This is a genomic window from Pseudomonas orientalis (genome assembly GCF_002934065.1).
Classification (GTDB): domain Bacteria; phylum Pseudomonadota; class Gammaproteobacteria; order Pseudomonadales; family Pseudomonadaceae; genus Aquipseudomonas; species Aquipseudomonas orientalis_A.
Genome location: NZ_CP018049.1, coordinates 3,986,213 through 4,011,449, shown reverse-complemented (window position 1 = coordinate 4,011,449; position 25,237 = coordinate 3,986,213). Strand labels below are relative to the sequence as shown.

At 59.7% G+C, this 25,237-nt stretch carries 19 protein-coding genes; 9 read left to right on the top strand and 10 right to left on the bottom strand.

Translation table 11 applies throughout. The annotated features are described in order from the left end of the window. Positions 1-29: 29 nt before the first annotated feature. Genes BOP93_RS17970 through BOP93_RS17955 form a run of 4 tightly spaced genes read right to left on the bottom strand, consistent with a single transcriptional unit; the run spans position 30 to position 11,691 of the window. The gene (locus BOP93_RS17970) at positions 30-1,082 is read right to left on the bottom strand and encodes a hypothetical protein (RefSeq protein WP_104503862.1); all 1,053 of its coding nucleotides are present in this window, start codon (positions 1,080-1,082) and stop codon (positions 30-32) included. 28 nt (positions 1,083-1,110) lie between these two features. Beyond that, positions 1,111-5,409: a non-ribosomal peptide synthetase gene (locus BOP93_RS17965; RefSeq protein WP_104503859.1), complete on the bottom strand. Its 4,299-nt coding sequence runs from the start codon at positions 5,407-5,409 to the stop codon at positions 1,111-1,113. 2 nt (positions 5,410-5,411) lie between these two features. Further along, positions 5,412-8,597 (bottom strand): non-ribosomal peptide synthetase, encoded by a 3,186-nt coding sequence (locus tag BOP93_RS17960; RefSeq protein WP_104503856.1) that lies wholly within the window; start codon positions 8,595-8,597, stop codon positions 5,412-5,414. Positions 8,598-8,610: 13 nt separating this feature from the next. Then, positions 8,611-11,691, bottom strand: coding sequence for a non-ribosomal peptide synthetase (locus BOP93_RS17955; RefSeq protein ID WP_104503854.1), 3,081 nt, complete (start codon positions 11,689-11,691; stop codon positions 8,611-8,613). 538 nt (positions 11,692-12,229) lie between these two features. On the opposite strand from BOP93_RS17955, the gene BOP93_RS17950 reads away from it, so the two are divergent. Together BOP93_RS17950 and BOP93_RS17945 are read left to right on the top strand one after the other, a co-directional pair. Beyond that, positions 12,230-12,892 (top strand): class I SAM-dependent methyltransferase, encoded by a 663-nt coding sequence (locus BOP93_RS17950; RefSeq protein ID WP_104503851.1) that lies wholly within the window; start codon positions 12,230-12,232, stop codon positions 12,890-12,892. Beyond that, positions 12,882-14,426: an FAD-dependent monooxygenase gene (locus BOP93_RS17945; protein ID WP_157943517.1), complete on the top strand. Its 1,545-nt coding sequence runs from the start codon at positions 12,882-12,884 to the stop codon at positions 14,424-14,426. Before BOP93_RS17950 ends, BOP93_RS17945 begins: the two co-directional genes overlap by 11 nt. Positions 14,427-14,567: 141 nt before the next feature. On the opposite strand, the gene BOP93_RS17940 is transcribed toward BOP93_RS17945, so the two are convergent. Next, complete coding sequence (locus BOP93_RS17940; RefSeq protein WP_104503847.1) at positions 14,568-15,209, bottom strand: TetR/AcrR family transcriptional regulator; 642 nt, start codon at positions 15,207-15,209, stop codon at positions 14,568-14,570. Positions 15,210-15,330: 121 nt separating this feature from the next. Between BOP93_RS17940 and BOP93_RS17935 the strand changes: the two genes are divergently transcribed. Next, positions 15,331-16,548: an MFS transporter gene (locus tag BOP93_RS17935; RefSeq protein ID WP_104503844.1), complete on the top strand. Its 1,218-nt coding sequence runs from the start codon at positions 15,331-15,333 to the stop codon at positions 16,546-16,548. Between the two features lies 1 nt (position 16,549). On the opposite strand, the gene BOP93_RS17930 is transcribed toward BOP93_RS17935, so the two are convergent. Further along, complete coding sequence (locus tag BOP93_RS17930; RefSeq protein WP_104503842.1) at positions 16,550-16,990, bottom strand: hotdog fold domain-containing protein; 441 nt, start codon at positions 16,988-16,990, stop codon at positions 16,550-16,552. A 134-nt stretch (positions 16,991-17,124) separates the two neighbouring features. On the opposite strand from BOP93_RS17930, the gene BOP93_RS17925 reads away from it, so the two are divergent. From BOP93_RS17925 to BOP93_RS17910, 4 genes are all read left to right on the top strand, one after another. Then, positions 17,125-17,763, top strand: a complete 639-nt coding sequence (locus BOP93_RS17925; RefSeq protein ID WP_104503839.1) for a TetR/AcrR family transcriptional regulator — start codon at positions 17,125-17,127, stop codon at positions 17,761-17,763. A 51-nt stretch (positions 17,764-17,814) separates the two neighbouring features. Then, positions 17,815-19,026 carry a YeeE/YedE family protein gene (locus BOP93_RS17920; RefSeq protein WP_104503837.1) on the top strand — a complete coding sequence of 404 codons (1,212 nt, stop codon included), beginning with the start codon at positions 17,815-17,817 and terminating at the stop codon, positions 19,024-19,026. A 131-nt stretch (positions 19,027-19,157) separates the two neighbouring features. Next, positions 19,158-19,700: a cysteine hydrolase family protein gene (locus BOP93_RS17915; RefSeq protein ID WP_104503834.1), complete on the top strand. Its 543-nt coding sequence runs from the start codon at positions 19,158-19,160 to the stop codon at positions 19,698-19,700. A gap of 4 nt (positions 19,701-19,704) precedes the next feature. Beyond that, positions 19,705-20,700, top strand: coding sequence for a GlxA family transcriptional regulator (locus BOP93_RS17910; RefSeq protein ID WP_104503832.1), 996 nt, complete (start codon positions 19,705-19,707; stop codon positions 20,698-20,700). On the opposite strand, the gene BOP93_RS17905 is transcribed toward BOP93_RS17910, so the two are convergent. The 3 genes from BOP93_RS17905 to BOP93_RS17895 form a co-directional block, all read right to left on the bottom strand. Beyond that, positions 20,672-20,842, bottom strand: coding sequence for a DUF2986 domain-containing protein (locus BOP93_RS17905; RefSeq protein ID WP_065895488.1), 171 nt, complete (start codon positions 20,840-20,842; stop codon positions 20,672-20,674). The genes BOP93_RS17910 and BOP93_RS17905 overlap by 29 nt on opposite strands. An 88-nt stretch (positions 20,843-20,930) precedes the next feature. Beyond that, the gene (locus tag BOP93_RS17900; protein WP_104503829.1) at positions 20,931-21,959 is read right to left on the bottom strand and encodes an alpha/beta hydrolase family protein; all 1,029 of its coding nucleotides are present in this window, start codon (positions 21,957-21,959) and stop codon (positions 20,931-20,933) included. 99 nt (positions 21,960-22,058) lie between these two features. Next, positions 22,059-22,670, bottom strand: coding sequence for a transferase (locus BOP93_RS17895; RefSeq protein WP_104503826.1), 612 nt, complete (start codon positions 22,668-22,670; stop codon positions 22,059-22,061). 524 nt (positions 22,671-23,194) lie between these two features. Here BOP93_RS17895 and BOP93_RS17890 point away from each other — a divergent pair. Next, complete coding sequence (locus BOP93_RS17890) at positions 23,195-23,497, top strand: type II toxin-antitoxin system RelE/ParE family toxin (protein WP_104503824.1); 303 nt, start codon at positions 23,195-23,197, stop codon at positions 23,495-23,497. Between the two features lies 1 nt (position 23,498). Continuing rightward, entirely contained in the window at positions 23,499-23,855 is a 357-nt protein-coding gene (locus BOP93_RS17885) for an addiction module antidote protein (RefSeq protein ID WP_065883237.1), read from the top strand. Positions 23,856-23,909: 54 nt separating this feature from the next. Here BOP93_RS17885 and gudD read toward each other — a convergent pair whose 3' ends face one another. Then, the gene (gene gudD, locus BOP93_RS17880; RefSeq protein ID WP_104503821.1) at positions 23,910-25,235 is read right to left on the bottom strand and encodes a glucarate dehydratase; all 1,326 of its coding nucleotides are present in this window, start codon (positions 25,233-25,235) and stop codon (positions 23,910-23,912) included. Between the last annotated feature and the right edge of the window lie 2 nt (positions 25,236-25,237).

Genomic DNA, 25,237 nt, shown 5'->3' with positions numbered 1-25,237 from the left:
TCGATGGGGCGTCAGGTGCACTCAGGGCATCAACCCGCTCCGGGGCAACCTTTTGTCTTGAGGTATTTCAATCTTGATTTCTTCAAGTTTTCCAGCACCTGGCCAGCGGTGTTCGTGGCGTTTTCCTTGGCCAACAAACTGGTGTTTTCTTCACCGACGAACTTTTCGCAAACTCCCCGATGGGCGCTGTAGACCTGCGTCAACACGGTTCGCATACGTTCCGCCAGATGGGGATAGGTCTGTTCAATAAAGTTCCAGGCTCCAGTGGATTGGCGCATGGAACGAATCATCACCACATGGTCACGCCAGTTGATGCCGCTCATCTTGGGCGGCGCGATCGGCGGCATGAGCGTCGGTCTGATTTGGCTGACGTATTGTTGTGAGTTCAGGTCGGTTGAGAACTCAAGCGTGATGCGCGAGATATTCATCAGTTGAATAAGCCGATTGGCCTGCGCACACGCCAGTTCGAGATCCTCGTCGTGGGCTGCGCTGATCAGGAGGTTGGTGCACAGGCTCATGCCTTGGCACAGGGCCATGAACATCAGGTGGCCGCGTACCCAGCGTCTCAGCGGGTCCTGATCATCTTCCTCGAGCTTGCTGTTCGGTGCCTGGAACATTACGCGCGATTCGGACATAAGACGGGGGCAGGCAATCGTCTGCAGGATCATCTGCACGACCGACATCATGTCGCTCCACTCCAGCTGATCCAGGCTGGTGCCGCTGCGCTGCACCAACTCGCCCGTCTGAATCGCCGCATCCAGGGTTGCCTTGACCATCAGGGCAACCGTATTGCCCTGGTGCCGTTCGATGCCGAAGGCAATATCGTTGTCTCGGTTTTCCTGGTTTTCCCGTGGATCATCGGTCATCAGCCCCGTGGAAGCGCAGGGCAGATGCGCCATGACTTCCCGTAGCGTGCCGAGATATTGCTGAAGATTTCGCGGCTGTGGGCCAGCCTCGAGATACTCCAGGATCTGCCGTGCCATCGCCGCAGAAGGGGCAAGTTCTCGCTCCGTGGTCGGCAGGTTTTCCGGGCAGCCCAGGATGAAGGGCGCATGTGCAATGGGAAAGGCTATCGGTTCCATGATATTTGTCCTGTCTCTCATCAATCCGCTACGCGCCTGGCTTGGCCATGAACCCGGTGTCTATCAGGTAGCGCAAAATTGCGTGCGCGTAGGCTTTTGTCGTTTTCGACAGGACGATGTCCGAGGAGGCCAGCAGCTCCAGGGTCTGCCTGCATTCCAGTGCGGGATTCACTTCATGGATGTAGTCAGGATCCAACGCGCGGTGGGGTTGCGGATCGGCATCCCTGATCAAGGGCACCAGCGGGTACAACAGGTGCCCGGGCGGTACGCTCAACGCTTGCTGTCGGCCATGTTCGAAGTCGACCAGTTTGAATTCATAGCCAAACTCGCGAATCCAGTCGCAGAACTGGCGAATGGTGACCGGCGCCGGGTTGAACAGGTGGAAGAACTTGTCCCTGGCTTCCGGCTGCAGGGATATGTGCACGATCGCTGCGGCGACGTAGTCCACAGGCACTATGTCGAAGATGCGTGGGTAATCCGGCACGATGCCCAAAGGAAGGAAACCTCGTAGCGCCACCAGCAGGTAATCGATGCTCTGCGAGGCGCCCGTTTCGGTATGACCCAGGATCAACCCCGGACGGAAGATGCTGACCGGAATACCGCGAGCGAGGCCAAGATTAGCGACCCCCTCGGCTACCCACTTGCTGCCGGTATAGCCCACTGGCACGCCGACGGCGGAACGCAGCGGAGCATCATCCTCAATGAAGGGGCGAGGAATGTGGGTGGCCAGGAGAGTGTCCACGGTCGAGACATACTGCACACTCTTGAGCCGAGTGGTGCAGGCCAATTCCAGAATGGTCTGCGTGCCTCCCACGTTCGTGGCTTTGAGTGCACTGTAGGGATAGACAAAGTTGACCAGAGCACCGTTGTGATAAATCACATCGACTTCTTCTGCCAGCATTTGCCATTGATGCTCACTCAGGCCCAGGTTCGGCAACGCCAGATCGCCGGCGACGTACTCCACACGATGCAGTTCGCTGTCCACGTCAATGCGATAGGCATTCAGGCCTTCCTGAATCCTGGTTTTTGCATGCTCGGCATTTTTTGCGCGGCACAGGCAGATGACGCGGCTCTGGGTGCGCTTGAGCAACTGTTCAATCAGGTATAGCCCAAGGTAGCCCGTGGCCCCGGTCAGGAACACGACAGAAGGCTGATACCAGTTGGCATGCGGTAAGCCATCCGGCCGCACGTGTTCATCCAGATAGATGTCCTGCTCCAACGTTTGTGCATGCTGGCGTGTCAGGAGCGCTGTCAGGCCTTCTCGGCGATAGATTTCAATGGCCTGCGCCACTGCTGCCGGTGTTGGGGTGAGGAAAAATTCATGCAGTGGGATCTGCACTTGGTATTTGGCTGCGAGGGTGCCAGCCAGGCGTGTGAGTAGAATCGAGTTACCACCTTGCTCGAAGAAATCCGTGTCAGGCGCTATCTCTGCGAGCTCGAGGACGTGTGCAAAATCCTCGATGACCGATTGTTCCAGGTCGGTGCGTGGCGCACGGCTTTGCCTCGCCGTGGGTTCAGTCGGATGAGGCGCCGCCAACTGATTCAGCTTGAGCATATCGACCTTGCCGGTCGCGGTTCTTGGCAGTTCATCCAATAGCAGGAGCTGGCTGGGGATCAAATGAGACGGCAAGTGGCGCACCAGTTGCTGTTTGATGCTGTCACTTTGCTGGCCTGGGAATTGCTCGATGGCTGCCACGAGCCGTGCATGCTCGGTTCCTGCATGCTGGGCGAAAACGATGGCCTCCTTCAGCTCAAGTGCCTGGCACAACAGATGAGCCACTTCGTTGAGTTCAATGCGATGGCCACGGATTTTTACCTGTTGATCGCGGCGTCCCAGATAGCTGATTGCGCCCGAAGGCCAGCGTCGTCCCAGATCGCCCGTTGCGTATACGCGTCCGTTACCAAATGGGTTGGGCAGGAAGCGCTGCGCGGTCTGCGCAGGATTGCCCAAATAGCCCCGGGCCAGGTTCCGGCCCGCAAGCATGATTTCCCCTGGGACACCGGGTGGGACTGGATAGAGATCCTGGTCAACGATGTAAGCTTGGGCATTGTCAATTGGATAACCGATTGGAAGGGCGCCAGTGCCGTTTTCCTTGATCGCAAAATACAGCGCATCAATCGTTGCTTCGGTGGGCCCGTAAAGGTTAGCCACGTCTGCCTGCCAAACCTTTTGAATCTTGCGTGCCAGTTCGGGGTTAAGGACTTCCCCGCCACTGAGCACTAGCTTGACCGCTCGGCAGTCATTGGCGAATGGGTGGTCGATCAGCGTACCGAGCAGACTCGGTACGCCGCCCAGAACGCTGACGTCATGGCGGATCATCAGATCGAGCAGCGCGGTGCTGTCCTCCATGGTCCTGACATCCGCCAGCACAATGGTGCCACCGGTCAGCAGCGGCCAGAACACCGCCCAGACGCTGGGATCGAAGCTGAACGAATGGTTATGCAGCACGTTGTCCTGTGGCGTCAGGGGCCAGGTTCGTTGTCGCCAGAAAATGTTGTTGACGACTTGCCGGTGCTCCACGATCACCCCCTTGGGCGTGCCGGTGCTGCCCGAGGTGTAAATCAGGTAGGCAGCATCGCGGCAACTGAGCCCCTGGGGTGTTTCCCAATGAATATCGGGATCAAGCGCCTCCATGCGTATCGTCGCGACTTCTGGCCAGCCCTCTATGGATTGCTGATCGGACGTAATGACCAGTGTGCAGCCACTGTTTTCAATCAGATAACGGATACGGTCGATGGGCAGGCGGGGGTCGATGGGCAAAAATGCATGACCTGCTCGCAGTACCCCCAGCAGCGCTGTAATGAATTCAGCCGACCTGGGCAGCGCTACGGCGATGATGCTGCTTGGCCCTGGCACGTGCTGGCAGACGTTGGCCGCCACCACTGCAGCCCTCGCCCATAACTCGCCGTAGCTGAGCTGCTGACTGTTGTCGATCACTGCAATACCGTGCGGGGATTTTTCCGTGCTGGCGGCGACCAGCTCGGTCAGCGTCAACTGCGCCGGCGTTGTGTGGGCGCCCTGGGCTTGGGCCAGAACAGCCTGCTGCAGGTGCTGGCCCATCAGCGCAACCGTTGCGATTGGCTGCTCGCCGGGCGCTGACAATACGCTGATGAGCGCCTGGGCGAGCGTTTCGACCTGGCTCGAGTTCAGTACGTCGCAATCGTAATCCAGCGTCAGGCCGAGGGTGCCGTCTTTTATCCAGCAGGAGATAAACAGATCAAGGTCGCCGCTGGGTTGCCTTGCAGGCAGACGCGTGAGATTGCCGGTGCACGGGGAGAACTGTTGGACATCGTCCGCAATCAATTGTACGGCGGTCTGGAAGTAGGGGGTGCGACTAAGGTCGCGCTTTGGCGGGCACACTTGCAGCAATGTGGAAAAGGAGGGCCGATCGTTGTCAATGAGCTGCTTATGCACTTGGAGTCGCAGTTCTGCCAGGGTGCTCCCATCCGGCATATCGGCGCGCACGGGCAGGAAGGTTTGCAGCGGGCCGATCAAGTTGGCATGCGTCTGGTCACGCACCTTGATTGCGCAAAGCGCCGATTGCGACCCCTGCCAGCGCATTAGCACCGTCAGCCAGCCAGTCACGAGATCTGCCTCTACAACGGTACGGTTGTCCCACTCACTGAGCACTTCATGAACCTGACGATCCGAGCCCTTGATTGCGTTGCGGGGATTTTCGGTCGGGATTTGCGTGGCGGCAGGTGCCTGCAGAGTGATTCCCCATTGATGCCATTGTTCAGTGATCTGCGGGTCCTGTGCGAGTGCCTGTTCTCGGTGAAACACCTCGGCAAGCGCCCCCATGGCAGGGTGCTGAAGATCGGGCTCGGGCTGGAAGAGACTCTGGGCGATGAGCTGTAAGGCGTGTTCGTCCACTACGATAGGGTGGCCAACCAGTTGCAGTTCATGGTGTTGTGCGTCAATTCGAATAATAAACGCGCGCAGTAATGGCCCCTTGTCGAGTTCGAAGGCGGCACTCAGGAGCCTGGCCATCTCGGTATCGGACGGCCTGTGATCGAATAACTCCAGTTTGACCAGGCCCGTAGGCATCAGAAGCCTGACAGGACGCCCCAACACTTCGACAAACAGGCTACGCAGCGCCTCGCTGTGTGAGGTCCACGAACTCAAATTCTGTTGTACGACGGCGAGGTCGACCGTGCCGGTGAAGGCATAGCGCACCGTCACTGGCAACGTGGCCGTGCCCGCCAATTGGGCGATTAGCCAGAGGCGTTTTTGTTCGCTGGACAGTGGGTAGGCACCGAGTGCGTCGCGGGCGGCAGGCAGCGCGCGTAGTGCGGCCTCGAAAGCATCGATCATGGGGCTGTGCATGTTTATTTCTCCTGGGCGTCGGCCGTGCTGCCGGCGTTGTGTTGAAGGCTGATGGCGGTAAATTCCCAATCACCTTTCATGCTGTGTGCAGCCAGCCCTTTTTCGAATGTCATGGAGTCCAGCGTCGCAGCCACACGGGCGATCGTTGGAGAGAAATAGATATCTGCGATAGGTACGCGCCGTCCGAACGTGGCTTCGATGCGCTCGACCATGCGCGCCACCAAAATGGAGTGGCCGCCTACCTGAAAAAAATCATCCGTAACGCCGATATCCTCTCGATTGAGCAGGTCGCACCAGATCTGTTGAACCTGGGTCTCGGTTTTACTGCCGGGGGCTACCCTCTGGCTGGGTGCTTGCAGCCTGACGGCCTGATGCATAAGGCGCTTTCTGTCACGCTTGCCGTTATAGGTAAGGGGAATGCCTTCTATCCTGAAATACTCGGTCGGTAACCACGCCTCAGGCAGCGTTCGGCGTAATATCTCGAGCCAGTGCCCGATATCGATCCTGCTGGCATCGGCTGTTGTGCAAAGCTGGACGAAAGCCTGTATTGCACGACTTGCATCCTGGCCATGGACTTGGGCGGCGGCATCGCGTACCCCAGGCAATCCTCTGAGTGCTGCCTCGATTTCTCCCAACTCGATACGATGTCCGCGTAGCTTGACCTGGTCGTCACGTCGACCGATGTAAACCAATGAACCGTCCTGCTGCATGCGCACTCTGTCACCGGTCAGATATGCGCGTCGGCCTGCGGCGATGGGGTCTGGGACGAACTGCTTCGCTGTTTCAACCGGGTTGCGATAGTAGCCCCGGCTGACGCTGGGACCGCAGACCAGTAATTCGCCAATTACCCCTCTGGGAACACTGTGCAGGTTGCGATCCACGACGGCCAATCGCGTACCCGGGACAGGATTGCCCAGTTGCACCGGATCGCCGGGTTTGAGCTGAAAAGCCGTGGACCAGATTGTCGTTTCGGTCGGTCCATAAAGGTTCCACAGCGTCATGCCGGGCAGGCATAACCTGTCTGCCAGATCCTGTGGCAGCGCCTCACCACCGCACAGCATGGTCAGCCGCTCCTGGGGTTGCCAGCCTGTCGCCAGTAACAACCTCCACGTCACTGGCGTAGCCTGGACAAACGTGATCCGGGGATCGGCGAGGTAGCCTGCGAGCTTTTGCATGTCCCGTTGGGACTGAGCGGCGGCGATCTGTACGCTGGCGCCCTGGACCAGGGGAAGCAGCAGTTCCAGTAGCGAAATGTCGAAGGAGAAAGTGGTCAGCGCGAGCATCCGATCACTCGGTTTCAACGCCAGCAACTGACCAAATGCGTTCAGGGTAGAGACCAGGTTGGCCTGACTGACGTGCACCCCTTTCGGTTTGCCGGTCGATCCGGAGGTGAACATCATGTAACCGGAATGGGGACTGGCATCCGTCGCGTGCTGCTCGGACGGCGCTGCGGCTTCGGCAAATAACGCGCTCATGCTCAACGTGACGGGTTGCCCAAAATGATCAGGTGCGCTGTCGTCAGTAATCAGCATGACCCCTTCGAGTTCCGCCAGGATGCCCAGCAGACGCTTTTCGGGCAGGTCCCTGGACAGCGGGACGTAGACACCGCCGACTTGCCAGATCGCCAACATGGCGACTACCCACGGGTTGCCGCGCTCGCCGATAATAGCGATCAGCTTACCGGGCTCGGCGCCCAGGGTGCGTAGAGCTGCCGCCGCCTGCAGGATCTGCTGACGCAACTGTGCGTAGGTCAATTCGCCGCTTTCATCACGCAGCGCGATCGCATCGGGTTGGCGCTCACCCAAGGCGAGCAGACGGGCAGGCACACTGGAAAAATTGGCTGTGGCCGCAGGCGTCTGCCCTTGCGAGTCCGGCGGTCCCAGCAGTACGGCACTCAGGGCGGCGTGGGGCGCCATGACGAATGCGCGCAGCACGCTGGTGAGCATGCGGACCATATCTTCGGCGGCCTCGGTGTCGATAGAGTCCGTGGCGTATTCCAGGAAGCCACTGATATTGAGCTCATGGTCCTCAAACAGGAACAACGACAAATCGAGGCGTGCGGCACCGGTATCCACATCCGACACGGTCAGTTTCAGGTCGCCGGTATCCAACGTGCGTTGTACGCCCTGCTCATAGCCAAACAACACTTGGAACAATGGCGTCATTCCCGCTTGCCGTGTATGGCCGACGCTTTGCAGTACTTGCTGGAAGGGCGTTTCCCCGTGCTCGATCAGTTGGGTGAGATCCAACTGGATCTGTTGGAGATAGTCTATGACGCTCTGGTCCTGAGCGTATGTGCTGCGAAATATGCACATATTGGACAGGTAGCCGATCATCTGGGCCAGTTCCGGGCGCAGACGATTTGAGGTTGGCACCCCGATGAGAATATCGTCCTGTTCGGCCAAACGGTGCAGGACGACGCAGTAGGCCGCCAAGAACACTGCTGCGCAGGAGATGCCCTCGGATCTGAACCTTTGGCGCAGTGCCTGCCATTGATGGTGGCTGAACTCGACGGGAATTCGTGCGCCGGCAAATGTCTGTTGTTCGCTCCGTTTGGGCAGTGTCGAAATGTCCAAGACAGTCGGAGCATCGGCCAACTGTTTGCGCCAGTATTGGAGCCCGGTATAAGTGTGTTGTCGTGACCAGGTCGCGTAGTCGACGAATTGCAGGGCCTCATCGTTCGGGTCGGCGGGCGAGCCTGTAGGGTCCGTGTAAACGGTAACGATTTTTTTCAGCAACAGTTGCAGAGAGATACCGTCGCAGACGATATGGTGTGTGCAGATAACCAGTTCATGCTGTTGGTCGCCGGTTTTTATCAGCAGCAGGCGGTACAGTGGTGCTGTGCCCAGCGACCAGCCGCGTTGGACTTCCATGTTGATCAGGCGTTTGAGCGCAGGTGCATCGTCAATGCATTCCACATACCGAACGGGCAGTGTGGCCGAGGGTGAAATCACTTGGCGGAGTTTTTCGTTATCGTAAGCGAACGAGGTTCTTAATATTTCCTGGGAGGCCGCTACCTGGTTGACCGCGCGCTGCAACTTCAGTGTATTTAATTCCCCGGCAATAGAGACCCTCATCGCCAGGGTGTAAGCCAATTGGGAGCGTTGGTTCAGTTCGTTCAGAAACCAGATCTGTTCCTGGCCATGTGACACAGGGAAAGTTGCAGTCCGGCATGTATCAGCGCTCATGCGGTACTCCTGATTAATGATGAGAAATCTTTCTATCAAGGCGTGGAATGGGCGCAGCAGCGGGCCGTGCACGCGCCGAACATTGCAGTGTTTGAATAAAGTCGGCCTGTAGTTCTATGGTCGGCCTTATCCAGAGGTCATGCAGGGGGATATGAATATTGAATTCTTTTCTCAATAAGCCCGTTAAATGGGTAAGGGAAAGCGAGTGGCCGCCAATGTCCAGAAAGTTTTCATGTAATGCGACAGGGTGGCCAATGATTGCCTGCCAACAGCCCGCGACGCGCTTTTCCACGTCGCTCGCTTCTCGTGTCTCGTGTTCTTTCGCAGTTAAAGGGTTGAATGTGAAGAGCTGCGATCTATCGATTTTGCCGTGTTTGTTTCTCGGCAAGGCTGCTAAAAAGATCACGTGGTCGGGTACCGCGTAGTAGGGGAGTGCGCCATGTAAGTATTGTTTAATGCGGGCGCGCTGTTCGGATTCATCTTCGCTTGGTTCTTTCAGGCAGACAAACGCTACGATGCTGCGCTGCTGTCCTTTCGGAACTACGACCACCGCGCACTCACGAATGAACTCAATGGCCTGTAGCGCCGACTGGACGGGGCCCAGTTCAATCCTGAAACCACGTACTTTCACCTGGTCATCCTGCCTGCCGATAAAATCCAGGCGACCGTCAGGTAACCAGCGCACACGGTCTCCCGTTCGATAGCAGCGCAAACCATCCGGAGCAGGTAAAAATGAGGCGGCACTACGCACGGGGTCGCTGACATAGCCTTGCGCCACGCCGTGTCCGTGAATGATCAGCTCGCCAGGCACACCAATACCCACGCTCTGCATGTGTTCATCCACGACATCCACCCAGGTACCCAGCAGTGGATAACCGATCGTTATCTCCTGCTGAGCGGGTTGGATCACCAGGGCGGTGGAGTAAGTCGTCGTTTCCGTCGGGCCGTAGAGGTTGACGATGCGTGTGGTCGGCAGCTTTTTCTGGAGTCTCAGGTAAAGGTCCCGGCTCAACGGTTCCCCAGCGAGGTTCAGCATGCGCAGGGAGGGCTCCAGTACATCATGCTGTAACAAGACGTCGGCTACCGACGGAACCGTATTAATCAGCGTGATGCCTGCCAGTGGGGCCGGATTGTCGATCAGCGACATGACCGAGGACACAGGTCGGACGCAGCCACCGACCACCAGCGGTGCGAACATCTCGAAAATCGACAGATCGAACGTGGTCGGGGTTGCGGCCAATGTTTGCGCCAGGTACTCGGGGCCACAATCCTGAGCCGCCCAGCGCAGCAGGTTAGCTGCATTGGCATGGGTAATCGCCACGCCCTTGGGTTCGCCGGTGGAGCCGCTGGTGAACAGGATATAGGCTTTCGCTTGAGGCTGGGATTGATCCAGCAGCGGTGCCTTGGGCATCGACAGCAGGTCGGGCAAGGACCAGCAGGACGCCAAGTGATCGAAACGAGTCATGCCTTGCTGGTCTGTGAGGATCGCACGACACCGCGACTTGAGCAGAATCGACCGGTTCAACTCGTCGGGGTTTGCTTCACTGAGAGGAACATAGCTCCCACCGCAGGCCATGGTCGCCAGCAGGGCCGGCACGAGATTGATATCGCGAGGCAAGAGTATCGCCAGAGTTTGTCCGGGCTCGAACCCGCGCAGGCGCATGGCTGCCGATAGCGTGGCGACTCGACTGGCCAATTGGCCATAACTGAGGGTGGCCTCGGGCGTTTGCAGTGCAGGACTGTTCGGCGAGAGAATGGCTTGTCGTAGAAAGGCGGCCACCAGTGTCTCTGATACGGGGCCCGGTCTGGCTGGAGCCCGGGCTTTCGGCGGGTGCAACAGGCATGCAGGCAGCGCTGACAACCGGGCCTGCGGATCTTGCACCATTGCCCCCAGTATCTCGGCGAACTGACCGGCTATCGCATCGGCAAGCCAGCCGGGATGCTGCGCGGGATCCACCTCGACACGTCCATGCAACTGACCGTTATGGCGCGTCAGCAACAGCGCTGTGGCGAAGGGGCCGATGCTCGCGGGAGGCTCTACTGCGGTCAGCGTCATCTCGCCCAACTGGACGGTGCCCAGTCCCAGCAGGGCGGCCGCCAACCCTCTCGGCATGCCGGGCATATCCTGCTGCAAAATCACGGCGTTGGACGGGACGGTCGGTGTCCACCCTTGCGGCGCCATGAGCTCCGCCAATTCCGGATAACCGCCATTCAGACTGGCTCTTGACGCCTCATCCAGGCGCTTGGCGGTATGTCTGACAAAATCCTCCACGCTGTCGTCGCCCGTAACAAAAGGCACGGCAAGCGTATTGGCGAAGTAGCCTACTGCGTCCTTGTTGCCCCTGTTTCGGCCATGGAATGTTACCGCCAGCGGTACGGTTTGACTCTGCCCGATTCTGGACAGGGCCAATATGTGCGCCGCGAGTAGAACCGTATAGGGGGTCACCCCGCACGTTGCGGCCAGTCGGGCCAGGTTGGCGGTATTTTCCCGGTCGATGACAAAGGAGGACAGTACTGCGCGGCGTCGCATGTGGGCTTGCTGGGAGCCCATGGGCAATGAAAACGACGTGTGCTGCGGCATTTGGTTGCGCCAGAACTCAACGTCGATGACAGGAACTGTCGGCCTTGGCGCCACGGTGACGCCGGGGCGGTCTTTACAGTCTTCGGCAAAATCACGAATCAGCAGGCCGACAGACCACAGGTCGGCGATGGCGTGATGAATGCGGAAAACCAGGTAGCGTTGCCCGTCGCTACGCTCAACGACTTCGGCGTGGAACAAACGCTCGGATTCCGCCCCAATGTGCTCGCGGTCGGGAGCCAGCAGTGCTTCGGTTGATGCTTCATCGCAAGTGCGCACAAAACAGTAGCGTAATGCTTGCGGCGAGGTCTGTTCAATCCAGTAAGTGCCGTTGCGCATGATAAAGCGCTGCCGCAAAGAGGCATGCCGCTCGGCCACGCGTTCGATACGCGATACCAACTGTGCAGTGGAGAGGTCGGTGCTCACATGAAAGGCGACTTCAAGTAATAAGCCAGGCAGGTTGGCGTCGATGGACTGCTGTAAACAGAGAACCTTTTGGCGTAATGAAGCGTGCACCGTATACCTCTCCTTGGTAATGGAATAAGCGCTTTAACTTATTCTGCTGGTTTTACCACAACAGCAACGACATTATTTTTGTGTGGCTTGTAAAACATCCTTGATTACAAGCGTCAGGCAAATGTTTTTAGTTGGTTCGGCCTGTACCATGTGGTTGTGGCGACGCGGTCCATAATTGCCCATTTAAATTTAAAAGCAATTGGTGAGAAAGTAACAGGATATTACGGCGCCCCCGAAATGGGGGACAGAAAATAGAGTACTGGGGACGCATGAAAAGTCCTTTATTCAGGCAGCTTCCGCGGATCAATGGAGGTTTCAGGTGCGTGTTTTCTATACGTGCAGGTGGAGTGAGAGGCCAGCCGGTGGGGGCGCAAGGTGGAGGCTCGCTTATACAGAAAAATAATATTAAGGTGGAATAATGCCAGCCGCTAAATATTAATTGTCGGTGGGCGGCTGCTTATTGTATTTATTGTTTTATCTGGCGGATTTCTCCACCAGAGTCCGTTGGGTAATGGTTGCCATATAGGGATATTCAGCAATGCCTAAGGCTTTTTTTGGCGGTAAAAGAAATCGGAATCCGGGCTTTGTACACACGTTTAGTCGCATCGCACCGACTTATGAAGCGCGGTATGGCAGCAAGTTGAACCAGTCACACGATGAGTGCCTGCGGATCGTGAGCCGGTGGTTATGCACTTTAAGCCCTGAGCGTGTACTGGACATTGGTTGTGGGACCGGTGCACTGATCGAACGCATGTCCGCCCAGTGGCCCGATGCATGTTTCACGGGCATCGACCCGGCCCAAGGCATGGTGGACGAGGGCATGAGGCGTCGACCGTTCGCCTCGTTCGTCAAAGGCGTTGCCGAAGCCTTGCCGTTGCCCTCGCAAAGCATGGATCTGGTGGTGTGTTCGATGTCGTTCGGCCATTGGGCTGACAAGGTAGCCGGCCTGAACGAAGTGCGTCGCGTGCTCAAGCCACACGGTATTTTCTGCCTGGTGGAAAACCAACCGGCAGGTTGGGGATTGACTACCTTGATCAACTGGGTAGTGGGAGCTCTGGCAGATTACCGGTCAGAGCATGAAGTGGTCGAGCTTGCGCAGACTGCTGGGCTCAAGAGCATGGAAACGCTCGTTACCGACCAGCACGTCATTGTCGCCATTTTCCGTCCTATCGATGGAGAGGTGGATAATCATGCCCGTTAAAAAGGAACAGGTCCTGGTCGTGGGGGCGGGGCCCGTCGGATTGGCTGCGGCTGCGGCGCTGGCTGAATCAGGGATTGAGGTTGACCTGATCGATAAAAGAGCGATGGCCTCCCCCCATTCCCGTGCGTTTGGCTTGGAGCCGGTCACCCTGGAGTTGCTCAATGCGTGGGGCCTGGCAGACGAGATGATACGTCGGGGAATCGTCTGGGCAAGCGCACCGCTGGGAGACAAGTCTGGGAGGACGCTCTCGTTTTCCAAACTGCCTTGTGAGTACCCTCACATGGTCATCATCCCGCAATCCGAGACCGAGGCCGTATTAACCGACTGGGCTAACCGGGTGGGCGTGAAGCTCAGGCGTGGGCATGCTCTGAAAACCCTGGCTGTCGGTGATGCACAGGTTGAGGTCACACTGGAGCACCACGAAACTGGCAGTGTGCAGCAGCGCAGCTACGACTGGGTACTGGGCGCCGATGGGGTTAACAGTTCTGTGCGCAGGCTCCTCGATATTCCGTTTGTTGGGCAGGACTACAAGCACTCCTTGGTGGTTGCTGACATTGTCTTGAAAAAGCCACCTTTACCTGCGGTACACGCAAGGTCTGTCTCCAGGGGGCTGGTCGCCTTGTTTCCATTACCCGATGGTAACTATCGCGTCAGCATTGAAGACAACGAGCGCATGGATGTTCCGGTCGAAGAACCGGTCACCCATGATGAAATTGCCCATGGAATGAGCGATATCCTGGGGACCGATTTCGGATTGGCGCATGTGCTGTGGAGCGCTCGCTATCGCAGCCAGCAGCGCCTGGCTGCTCAATACCGCCTGGGGAGGGTGTTTCTGCTGGGAGATGCCGCCCACACTCATGTCCCCGCAGGTGGGCAGGGTTTGCAAATGGGTATCGGCGACGCGGCGAACCTGGCCTGGAAGCTGGCAGGGGTGATACAGGGCAAATTGGCGCTGGATATTCTGGACAGTTACGAGGCCGAGCGTAAGCCTATTGCGGCGGCGGCATTGCGCAATACGGATCTGCTTTTCCGCTTCAATACTGCTTCAGGCCCGGTAGGTCGGATGATTCACTGGATTGGGCTGCAGGCGACACGGGTCCCGTATGTGGCGAAGAAGGTGGTGAGTTCACTGGCGGGAGAGGGCGTGTGCTATGGCAGTGTGCGGTGCAAAGGCGATCACCGTTTGGTAGGTCGACGTCTGCCCTTGCTGGACCTGATTGTCGAGGGTCGGACATTGCCGCTACAGAACGTGACGCAGTTGCTGCGCGGAGGCCGGTTTGTCCTCGTGCATTATCGTGCCCCAGGGCTGGCGGACGATCTTCGAAGGGATTTTCCGGGATTGGAAATGGCATCCATCAGCGAGCATTCGCCTAACAACGGTTTTGACGTTGGTGAGGGTGCCCTCGTCAGGCCGGATGGTGTGGTGATTTGGGTCGGTAGCCAATCGATGCTGGCCAGGCAGCGTTTGGGGCAGTGGCTGCTGCACGATCCGGTTCACCACGGTTTTCGCGGCACCGTTGTGACTGACAGCTAGCAACTGACTGTGCGTCACTTACGCCTACCATCAGTCTCGACGATCGCCTCTTTGGCAGCACCCTATCGCCATGAAGACACTGACTCAATGACATCTCGCCCTCGTCCCCGTAATGTCGGATCAGCGTCGGGCTGGGCTTTCCTATGACGCAGCGTTGCGATGGGGCGAGGCAGTTGCGGCGGCGATATCCCAGGCCAGCATGATCTGGGATATCGCTGCATCGATAGCGGCGTGGGGAACGTTGTCCCGTGCCTGGATCGACACACCTTGCAGGAAACTGTCGAACACCGTCGCCATTGCTGCAGCATGAAGGGTGTCGGGCAGGGATCCGCCGCTGATTGCGCGTTCAACGCACGCCACGATCCCAGCCCGCGTGCGTGCCCGTGACTGGGTCAGCGCATCCGCCACGCGGGCGTTCTCGGGGCTCGGCGCGCTCATCACACCGAGTGTCACCATGCAGCCCTTGGGGTGGGCGTTGTCACACTGCATGCGGGCCGACTGGCGCAGTGCAGTCTCGATGGCCTGGCGCGGTGGCAGGGTTTCGTCCCACAGGCACTCGGTGACTTGGGCGTAGGTCGCCAGGTAACGCTGCACGCACTCACCGAACAGCGCTTCCTTGGAAACGAATGCCGCGTAAAAGCTCGGCGCGGAGATGCCGCCGCCCAGGCCGGCCTTAAGCTGGGCGAGCGACGTGGCGTCATAACCGTGTTGCCAGAACAGGTGCATGGCCTGCTCCACGGCCTGCTCACGATCGAAGGTACGGGGCCTGCCCATTTGTGCCATGGCGAGAGTCCTTTGGATAACCACATAAATACTAGTCGATACATAAATCGTTGACAATGCGCTGTGCTCGCCTGCAACATTTGTATCGATCAGTATTTAAGTTGGCTCAAGGAGTTTACCCGTGACCCCTTCACTCAGTGTATCGACGTCATCCGAACGTCTGCCCGTCGGCGCTTTGCTCGCCCTGGCCATGACCGGCTTTATCTGCATCGTCACTGAAACACTGCCCGCCGGGCTGTTGCCGTTGATCAGCGAGGGCCTGGCGATTTCACCGTCCATGGCCGGGCAGATGGTCCCCGCCTATGCGCTGGGCTCGGTGTTGGCGGTGATCCCCATGACCATCGCCACCCGTGGCTGGCGACGACGCAATGTGCTGTTGCTGACCATTGTCGGCTTCCTCCTGTTCAACTCCGTCACTGCGCTGTCGTCCCACTATGGCGTCACGCTGGTGGCGCGCTTTTTTGCCGGTGTGGCGGCAGGGTTGGCCTGGAGTCTGCTGGCCGGTTATGCACGGCGCATGGTCGCGCCCGCGCTACAGGGTAAAGCCCTGGCATTGGCGATGGTGGGTACGCCGATTGCGCTGTCCCTGGGGGTGCCGCTGGGGACCTGGCTCGGCGGGTTTCTGGGCTGGCGGACCACCTTTGGCCTGATGTCGGCGCTGACGCTGGGGTTGATCGTGTGGGTACTGGTGAAAGTCCCGGATTACCCGCCGCAGCCCGCGCACCAGCGTCTCTCCCTCGGCAAGGTGTTGACCACGCCCGGCGTGCGCCCGGTACTGGCCGTGGTCATCAGCTGGATGCTCGCCCATAACATTCTGTACACCTACATCGCCCCATTCCTGGCACCGGCCGGGCTGGCGCAGCGGGTGGATCTGGTGCTGCTGGTGTTCGGTATTGCCGCGTTGGCGGGTATCTGGCTGACGGCCAGACTCGTCGAACCGGTGCTGCGCAACACTGTCTTGGCGAGCCTGGCGACCTTTGCGGCAATCAGTGGCGTGTTCGGTTTTCTAGGCAACCAGCCGCAGGTGATCTACCTCGGGGTGGCGGTCTGGGGTTTGAGCTTCGGCGGTGCCGCCACCTTGCTGCAAACCGCCCTGGCCGATGCCGCAGGTGATGGTGCGGATGTCGCGCTGTCGCTGAATGTGGTGGCCTGGAACAGCGCGATTGCCGGCAGCGGGGTGGTGGGGGGCGTGCTGCTTGACCGTTGGGGTGTGGCCTCGTTTGCGTGGGTAATGCTGGTGTTGGCGGGCGTGGCGCTGGTGATCGCCTGGTCGGCGCATGCCCATGGCTTCAAACCGGGACGGCGGTCTGCCGATGGGCCTGCGGCGGTGGGGCACTGAGTTAAGCCAGTTTCACATTCATGGTGATGTGAGCGGTGAATACTTTGATGTCGCCTTTATCGAACACCTCTACGGGTACGATCTTGTCTCCGGCGGTTTGCCAGTCGATGGCACTGCCATCGGCGACCGCGCGAATGTCTGTTTTCGCCTTGGCCAGGTAGTGCACGGTCATGCCTTTGGGAATCCAGCGTGCGCCAGCGGGAATGGACGCGTCGGTCATCATCCCGCCGGCCAGTTCGGCGGCGTTGCACAGCGCAATCGCGTGCACCGAAGCCAGGTGGTTGGTGATTTCCTTGCGAAACGGCACGTTGACCACCGCGTGGTTGGGGCGCAACTCAGCGATCTCGGGCGTGATCGTGCTGAAGTACGGTGCCATTTGGCAGGCCAGGTTGCTGAACGCGGCAGGGCCTACGCTGTTGAACATGCTCAGTGCTTGGCTCATGTAACTGTCCTCATGATTGGTTTACAGAATAATATTCTGTAACGGAACAATATTCCGTTGGTTTGCTGCGTGTCAAGCCAGGCTTTCTCTGCCGCCCGCAGAACCTATAGACTCTTTTCATTTGGCGTCCCTGCATGCATTCCATCGACCTTATCGAACGCACCTTCCCGGGCAGGCGCAGCGACCTCAAGCGCACCATCCTGCGCGAGGCGCTCGCGTGTTTTAACGAGGCGGGCATTGAAGCGACGAATATCGAAACCATCCGCGCCCGGTGCGACACCAGCGTGGGTGCCATCTACCACCACTTCGGCAATAAAGAGGGGTTGGTCGCGGCGCTTTTTTTTGCGGCGCTCGAGGACCAGGCCAGCCTGCGCGACCGTTATCTGCAAGCGGCAGATACCGCTCAAGCGGGCGTGACCGGGCTGGTGTACAGCTACGTCGAGTGGGTGACTGAACAGCCGGACTGGGCGCGGTTTGTGTTCCAGAGTGGCTTCGCCGTGTCCAATGGCCCGTTCAGGGACGAACTGGTTTCACGCAATAAACACCGCAACCAACAGTTGAAGGAGTGGATGAGTGAGGCAGGGCGCAAGGCGCATTTCAGCCACTTGCCCGCCGAACTGATCCCTTCGCTGATCATCGGCGCGGCGCAGAGCTACTCGCGCGCATGGTTGTCGGAGAAGGTCAGGAAGAGCCCCTGGGAGTACCGTGAATTGCTGGCTGAGGCCGCGTGGAACTCGATCAACCCAGGCGGCGCGAGCGACGTCAGCGCCTGACCGCCATCACGCCGGGTTTATACTGGCCACCTTCAAACATGTGAGATTCCCATGAGCACCTCTCTTTCCCTGACGCCGGCACGCAAGCCGGCCGCGCCCCTTGTGGCTTTTATCATCCTGGTGGCAGGCGCCCTGTTCCTGCAGAACGCGGTGGGCATGCGCCAGGTGTTGTTGCTGATCGTCGGCGCCGCCTTGGGCCTGACGCTGTACCACGCCGCCTTCGGGTTCACTTCGGCCTGGCGTGTGTTTATCAAGGAGCGGCGCGGCGCCGGGCTGCGCGCGCAGATGGTGATGCTGGCGCTGGCGGTGGTGCTGTTCTTCCCGGCGCTGGGCGCGGGAACCTTGTTCGGTCAGCCGGTGGTCGGGCTGGTGGCGCCGGCCGGGGTGTCAGTGGTCTTCGGCGCGTTTATCTTCGGCATCGGCATGCAGTTGGGCGGCGGTTGCGCCTCGGGCACCCTGTTTACCGTCGGCGGCGGTAACGCGCGCATGCTGGTGACCCTGTTGTTCTTTATCTGCGGTTCGTTGATTGCCACCCATCACGTCGACTGGTGGTTTGCCTTGCCATCGTTTGCGCCGGTGTCCATCGTCAAAAGTTTTGGCGTACTGCCAGCGTTGCTCCTGAGCCTGGCGGTGTTCGGGTTGATTGCGTGGGTGACTGTGCGTCTGGAGAAGGGCCGTCATGGCCAGCTTGAAACCGGCGCAACCAGCGAGCATCAAGGGCTGCGCCGATTCCTGCGCGGGCCTTGGCCGTTGGTCTGGGGGGCTATAGGCCTGGCATTGCTCAACTATGCCACGCTGGCCCTGGCCGGGCGGCCGTGGGGCATTACTTCAGCGTTCGCGCTGTGGGGCGCCAAGGTGGCGAGTGGGCTGGGTGTAGACGTAGCCAGTTGGGCGTTCTGGCAGATGCCGGCCAACGCCAAGGCCCTGGCCGCGCCGGTTTGGGAAGACATCACCAGCGTCATGGACATCGGCATCGTGCTTGGCGCGCTGTTGGCCGCAGGCCTTGCCGGGCGTTTCGCGCCGAGCTTGAAGATACCGGCGCGCTCGTTGATTGCGGCGGTCATCGGTGGCCTGTTGCTCGGCTATGGCTCGCGCCTGGCGTATGGCTGCAACATCGGCGCCTATTTCAGCGGCATCGCTTCGGGTAGCCTGCATGGCTGGCTGTGGCTGGTGGCTGCATTTATCGGCAACAGCGTGGGCGTGCGGCTGCGACCGTTCTTCTTCGCGGGCGAACGGCGTCAGGTGGCCTTGAGCGGCTGCTGAGCGAGCGATTGCAGGTTTCCTGGTATGTCCGAATCCGTCCTGAGTCGGTCCGTCTCGCACCTGTTGCTGTCTTGCGAGGGGCTTTAGCATAGTTTGCAGATGCCCCCCATATCAGCCTTGAAGGACCTACCATGAGCCGCAGAGCCCTGATCGTAATCGACGCCCAGCATTCATTCCTGCACACACCTTACTGGTCCGAAAACGACCTGCCCAACTACCTGGAAAACCAGCAGGCCCTTATCGATGGCTGCGTTCAACAAGGTATCCCGGTGGTGCAGGTGTTTCATGTGGAAGACCAGGGCCACTTTTCGCTGGCATCGGGTAACGTCAGGGTATTGAGCGAGCTTGCGATCGATCCGCAGTTGGTCATCCATAAGCACTACCACAGCGCCTTCGCCGGTACGCCGTTGGCTGCGCGCCTCATCGAGATGGGCGTTACCCGTTTGATCATCAGCGGCATCCGTACCGAACAGTGCTGCGAGACCACCACGCGGCAGGCCTCGGACAGCGGTTTTGGCGTCGACTTCGTCAGTGAGGCCACGCTGACCTTCCCGATGACCCATGCACGCAGCGGCCGGGTGTACACCCCAGCCGAGATTCGCGAGCGTACGGAGCTGGTGCTGGAAGGTCGGTTTGCGCGCATCGTCACCGTCGCCCAGGCATTGGCGGGGTGAACCAATGAGCGTGCCGGTGCTGTTCGTGTTGTTGCCCAATGTGCTGATGCTGGATCTGGCCGGGCCTGCCGAAGTGTTGCGCCTGGCCGCGCAGATGGATGACCCGGCTGCGGTGGATTTCGAGCTGCACTACGTCAGCCCGGTGCCGTCCCTGCACAGCTCCATCGGCTTGCCGTTGACGGGGCTGGCACCTTTGCCGGCCAGTTTGGCGCCCGGCACCCTGGTGGTGTTGGTGGGCTCGAGCATGAGGGGAGACGAAGCCGGCCTGCGCGCCTTCGAATCCGCCAGCGACAGCCTGGTGCAGTGGCTGCAAACGGTGTTTGCGCCGTCTGCCGAGCATTTGATATGCGTGTGCGCCGGCGCACTGACGGCCGCACGCGCCGGGCTGCTTGACGGGCGCCAATGCACCACGCACCACGCGCTGTGTGCCACCCTCCAGGCCCTGGCGCCCAGGGCACGGGTCCTGGAAAACCGCCTGTATGTCACCGATGGCCCGGTCAGTTGCAGCGCCGGTATCACAGCCGGTATCGATATGATGCTGCACCTGGTCGCCGAGCGCGCCGGGCCCAGACTGGCATGCGCCGTCGCGCGGGATATGGTGGTGTACCTGCGCCGCAGCGGCGCTGACCCGCAGTTATCGCCGTGGATCACCGGACGCAATCACCTGCACCCGGCCGTCCATCGCGTACAGGACGCCATTGCCGCTGCCCCTTGTGAGGCCTGGACCGTCACCCGCATGGCGAGCCTGGCCTGCACCGGCAGCCGCCACCTGGCGCGCCTGTTCCACGAGCATGTCGGCATCAGCCCGCTGGATTACCTGCACCGTCTGCGCCTGGCCGTGGCGCGTGAGCTGCTGGTGGCGTCGAGCCTGGACATCGAAACCGTTGCCGAGCGCGCAGGCTTTGGCTCGGCGCGTCATCTGCGGCGTATCTGGGGCAAATATGAAGCGGGCACGCCGTCGGCAATGCGCCTTATTGAGCAGGCGTCTCGGCGGGCGTGATTGGGGCTTGAGCAGCCTCGGCTTCCAGCTTCAAACGGTCCGCCTTGCTGATGTATTTATCTTTGCTCTTCGGCGCCAGTTTGGCGTTGGCCTTCTTGGCTTTGGCCTTGAAAAGCTGCTGGAGTTTTTTCTGGCGGTTCATGTGCGTTGGCCTGGCAGGTAAAGGCGCGAATGATACCAGCTATAAAAAACGCGGATTGAAAGGTTTACCCGCCAGGGATGCCACATGATCAATGTGCGAGGAACGCGCTGATCAGCGTGATCACCTGTTGCTGAATCTGCGCCCTGGACCTTCCGGCCTCGCTGTCTCGGCAAATCATGCTGTCACCGGGCACCTCCTCGTCGAGTATCGCCGCCGCGCCGGGTTTGCACTGCGCCATAAAGCTGAAGTGGCTCGCGTCGCCGATTTCCACGTACTGCGTGGATGCTTTCGGCAGCCGCCTGGCCAAGTCGGCAGACTCCAGCCCCACAGCCATGTCCTCCGAGGGCACGCCTCCAGCAATCACCAGCGCCGGCACGGGCAGCGCGGCCAGGCTGGCATCGGTCATCCCCCGCGACAGGCCCAGGTCCAAAGACACCACGGCGGCAACGCGCTTGTCGCTTAAGTCAGCGGCCAGTTGGGCTTTGCCATCGGCAACGCCGGTAGGGTTCATTTGCGCGTAGCCGATGCAACCGCCCAACTTGGGATGGGCCAGGCAGTCCCGGGCGAACAGATCCGCATCGAAACGCGCACCGGCGATTTCCAGCACCGTCCAGCCACCGAGAGAATGGCCCACCGCCGCAATCCGGTGTTGCGCCACCGCGCCAAATTGCGTTGGCTGCGCAAGCACCGCATCGATGGCGCGGCTCAGGTCTTTGGGCCGTTGCCATAACTGCGCCGCTGCGTCTGCACTGCGATCCTTGGTGGTGGTGCCCGGATGATTCACCGCCGCCACAATATAACCCTGCCGCGCCAGCGCACTCGCCAGCCACATCTGATTGCCCCAATTGCCGCGATAGCCGTGGGAAAGCACCACCAACGGGTGCTCACCGCCGGTCGGCGGCGCATCGGGCACGGCCAGGGCGCCGAAGAACACCGCGTCGTCTCGGATCAACCGGGGAGCGGTTCTGATTGCCGTGGGGTACCAGACGGCCATTTCCAGCGCGCGCTGGTTGCGTGCGTCGGGCAGGGTGGTGCTTTTGAAACCGATGGGGTTGTCGTTGGCGAATGCGGGAGTGATCAGACCAATCAGGAGCAAGGCGGCGAGGGTGATTTTCACTGGTTTTTTCGTCCTTGAAGTGAGCGGCGCAGCATGATCTGAAACGGGCAGTTTGGGTAGCGCGCAAGTGGCGTGATCACTCTTCCGCGATGCCGCTGCTTAGTCGTAGGCGAACTGATCAATCAACCCCAAGCGCGGAATACGGCTGTTGGGCTGCAAGAGTGCGCCGGGAGCTATCACTGCGTTTGCGCCAATCTTGCAGCCATCGCCTACCAGGGCGCCGAATTTGTTCACGCCCGTCTCAATGACGGCATCGGCATAGCGGATTCTGATAGCCGCGCCATCCAGTTCGTTACGGTAGTTGGCGATGATTGCACCGGCTTCAATATTGACGCCTTCGCCGATCACCGAATCGCCGACAAAGTTGAAATGCGCCAGCTTGCTTGCATCAAGCATGAAGCTGCTTTTCAGCTCGCAGCTTGGGCCCACGATGCAGTGTTTGCCCAGATAAACGCCGCCACGCAGGTAGGCGCCTGCGGCGACGAACGAGCCTTCACCGATGATGTTCGGCCCCTTCAGCACAGCGCCTTCTTCGACGGTGGCGCTTTCATGGATGGCGCAGTTTGCGTGACGGCGGTAGCCTGCGCCGAGGCGTGAAAGCAAGGCCTGGACGTGGTTTTCGCAGTCCTGCGTCACCCGCCAGGCGGCGATAGGGCCCAGGTCAAGCGAGGGCCATTGCGCAATGAATGTGCTGATCTCAGGGAGCTTCATGGAGAGTTTTTCCGGTGCGTGAGAAGGCGGGTTCAGGCCATATCTTATAATGGTCTGCCCCGGATTTGGCTAATGGCGCGCAAGGCGCGATGTGGGAGGGGGCTTGCCCCCGATGGCGGCCTCTGGGCTGGCCGGGATGTTGGATTGGACCGAGTACATATCCATTATTCAGGTAACGGCCACTTAGGGCTCCCAAGCCTGCGTTCGGCCAGCGTGGTTTAACGGGGCGCCTGAGATCAAGATCAAAAGCAGATCAAGATCAAGAGCGACTCGCTGCGCATCGTGGTTAGCGGGTTAGCGTTGGGCGCTACAACGTTGTGTAGATACCTGTGCCCCGATCGCGATGCGCCGCCTGATTGGGCTTCAGGTCGGGATTGTTTGGAGGGAGCGCAGCGAAACAAGCGCTAATAGTATCGTCCGGCTGCCTGCGCGGATGCTGGTCTAGGATTTTTTCTTGCGGCTCTCAACGGAATAAAAATTCACTGGCATCTACAAGTAGTAGCCAGTAGGCTACATGTGAATCTGTGACCAATACGATCGGCAGGACGCCCGAGTTCGATGCATGGCTCGACGGCATGAAGGATATTTGCGGAAAGACGGCGGTGCTGGCGCGTCTGGATCGAGCCGAAGAGAACAATTTTGGTGATTGCGCCCCTGTCGGCGACGGCCTGAGCGAAATGCGTGTTTTTGTCGGGCCAGGCTACAGGATCTATTTTGTACGCACGGGCATCGCCGCTTACCTGATGTTATGGGGCGGCGATAAAACCGATCAAAAAAGAGCAATCAGACGGGCAAAAGAAATCCTCGATGCCCTGAGAGGTAGATGAAATGAGCGAATCGACATTCAAACCCGAGGACATGCCAATCCTCGACCTTGATACATCCGGTACCCGCGTCTACGAAGCTTCGCGCTTTCTCGACAGTCCGGAGACCATCAGTGCCTATCTTGCGCAGAGCATGAAGGCCCAAGACCCGCAGATCCTTATGAAAGCACTGGCTGAAGTCGCCAAGGCCCAGGGTGTGAACAAAGTGGCCGAGGCGGCGGGGGTTAATCGGGAAAGTCTTTATAAAACCCTTAAGGGCGGATCCAAGACGCGCTATGAGACGATCCAGAAGTTGATGGTGGCGTTGGGGGTGGAGCTGACGGTGCAGCCGATTGTGAGCAAAAAGGCCCACAGACCTTAATGCCGGGCATGCCATTGGCAGGAACGAGCCAGCTCGCTCCCGCATAAACTGGCTTTACCGCACCAGGCAAGGCTGCTTGTTGTTGAAGCGCCATCCCGGAACCAGGAACTGCATCGCCACGCTGTCATCCCGCGCGCCCAGGCCCATGCTTTTGTACAGTTCGTGGGCCTTGGCCACGGCATCCATGTCGATATCCACCCCGAGGCCAGGCTTGGCCGGCACTTTCACGTAGCCGCCTTCGATCTTCAGCGGCTCCCGGGTCAGGCGTTGGCCGTCCTGCCAGATCCAGTGGGTGTCGATCGCGGTGATCTCGCCCGGCGCCGCTGCCGCTACCTGAGTGAACATGGCCAGGGAAATATCGAAGTGATTATTGGAGTGCGAGCCCCAGGTCAGGCCCCATTCGTGGCACATCTGCGCCACGCGCACCGAGCCTTGCATCGTCCAGAAGTGCGGGTCGGCGAGGGGAATGTCCACCGATTGCAACTGAATGGCGTGGCCCATTTCGCGCCAGTCGGTGGCGATCATGTTGGTGGCGGTTTTAAGGCCTGTTGCACGACGGAATTCGGCCATGACTTCGCGGCCCGAATAGCCGTTTTCCGCGCCGCAGGGGTCTTCGGCGTAGGCCAGGACGTGATGCTGGTCGCGGCACAAACGGATGGCTTCCTTGAGTGACCAGGCACCGTTCGGGTCGAGGGTGATGCGCGCGTCCGGGAAGCGCTCGGCCAGGGCGGTGACCGCTTCGATCTCGGCATCGCCACTCAAAACACCGCCCTTGAGCTTGAAGTCGTTGAAGCCGTATCGGGCCTTGGCGGCTTCGGCCAGGCGCACCACAGCGTCGGCCGTCAGGGCTTTCTCATGGCGCAGGCGCAACCAGTCGTCATCGGATTCTGCCTCGTTGCGGTAGGCCAGGTCCGTGGCGGTGCGGTCGCCGACGTAGAACAGGTAACCGAGCATCTTCACCGCATCGCGTTGCTGCCCCTCGCCCAGCAGAGCGGCCACCGGCACCTCGAGGAACTGACCGAGCAAGTCGAGCAGCGCCGCCTCCATCGCGGTAACGGCGTGAATGGTGATACGCAGGTCAAAGGTTTGCAGCCCACGGCCGGCAGCATCCCTGGAAGCAAAGGTGCTGCGCATCTGGTTGAGGATGCGCTGGTACTGACCGATCGGCTGGCCGATCACCAGGCTGCGCGCGTCCTCCAGGGTTTCGCGGATGCGCTCGCCGCCGGGCACTTCACCCACGCCGGTGTTGCCGCTGCTGTCCTTGAGGATCACGATATTGCGCGTGAAGTAAGGGCCGTGGGCGCCGCTGAGATTCAGCAGCATGCTGTCGTGACCGGCGACCGGGATGACGTCGAAATGGGTGATGACGGGAGTATTCATGG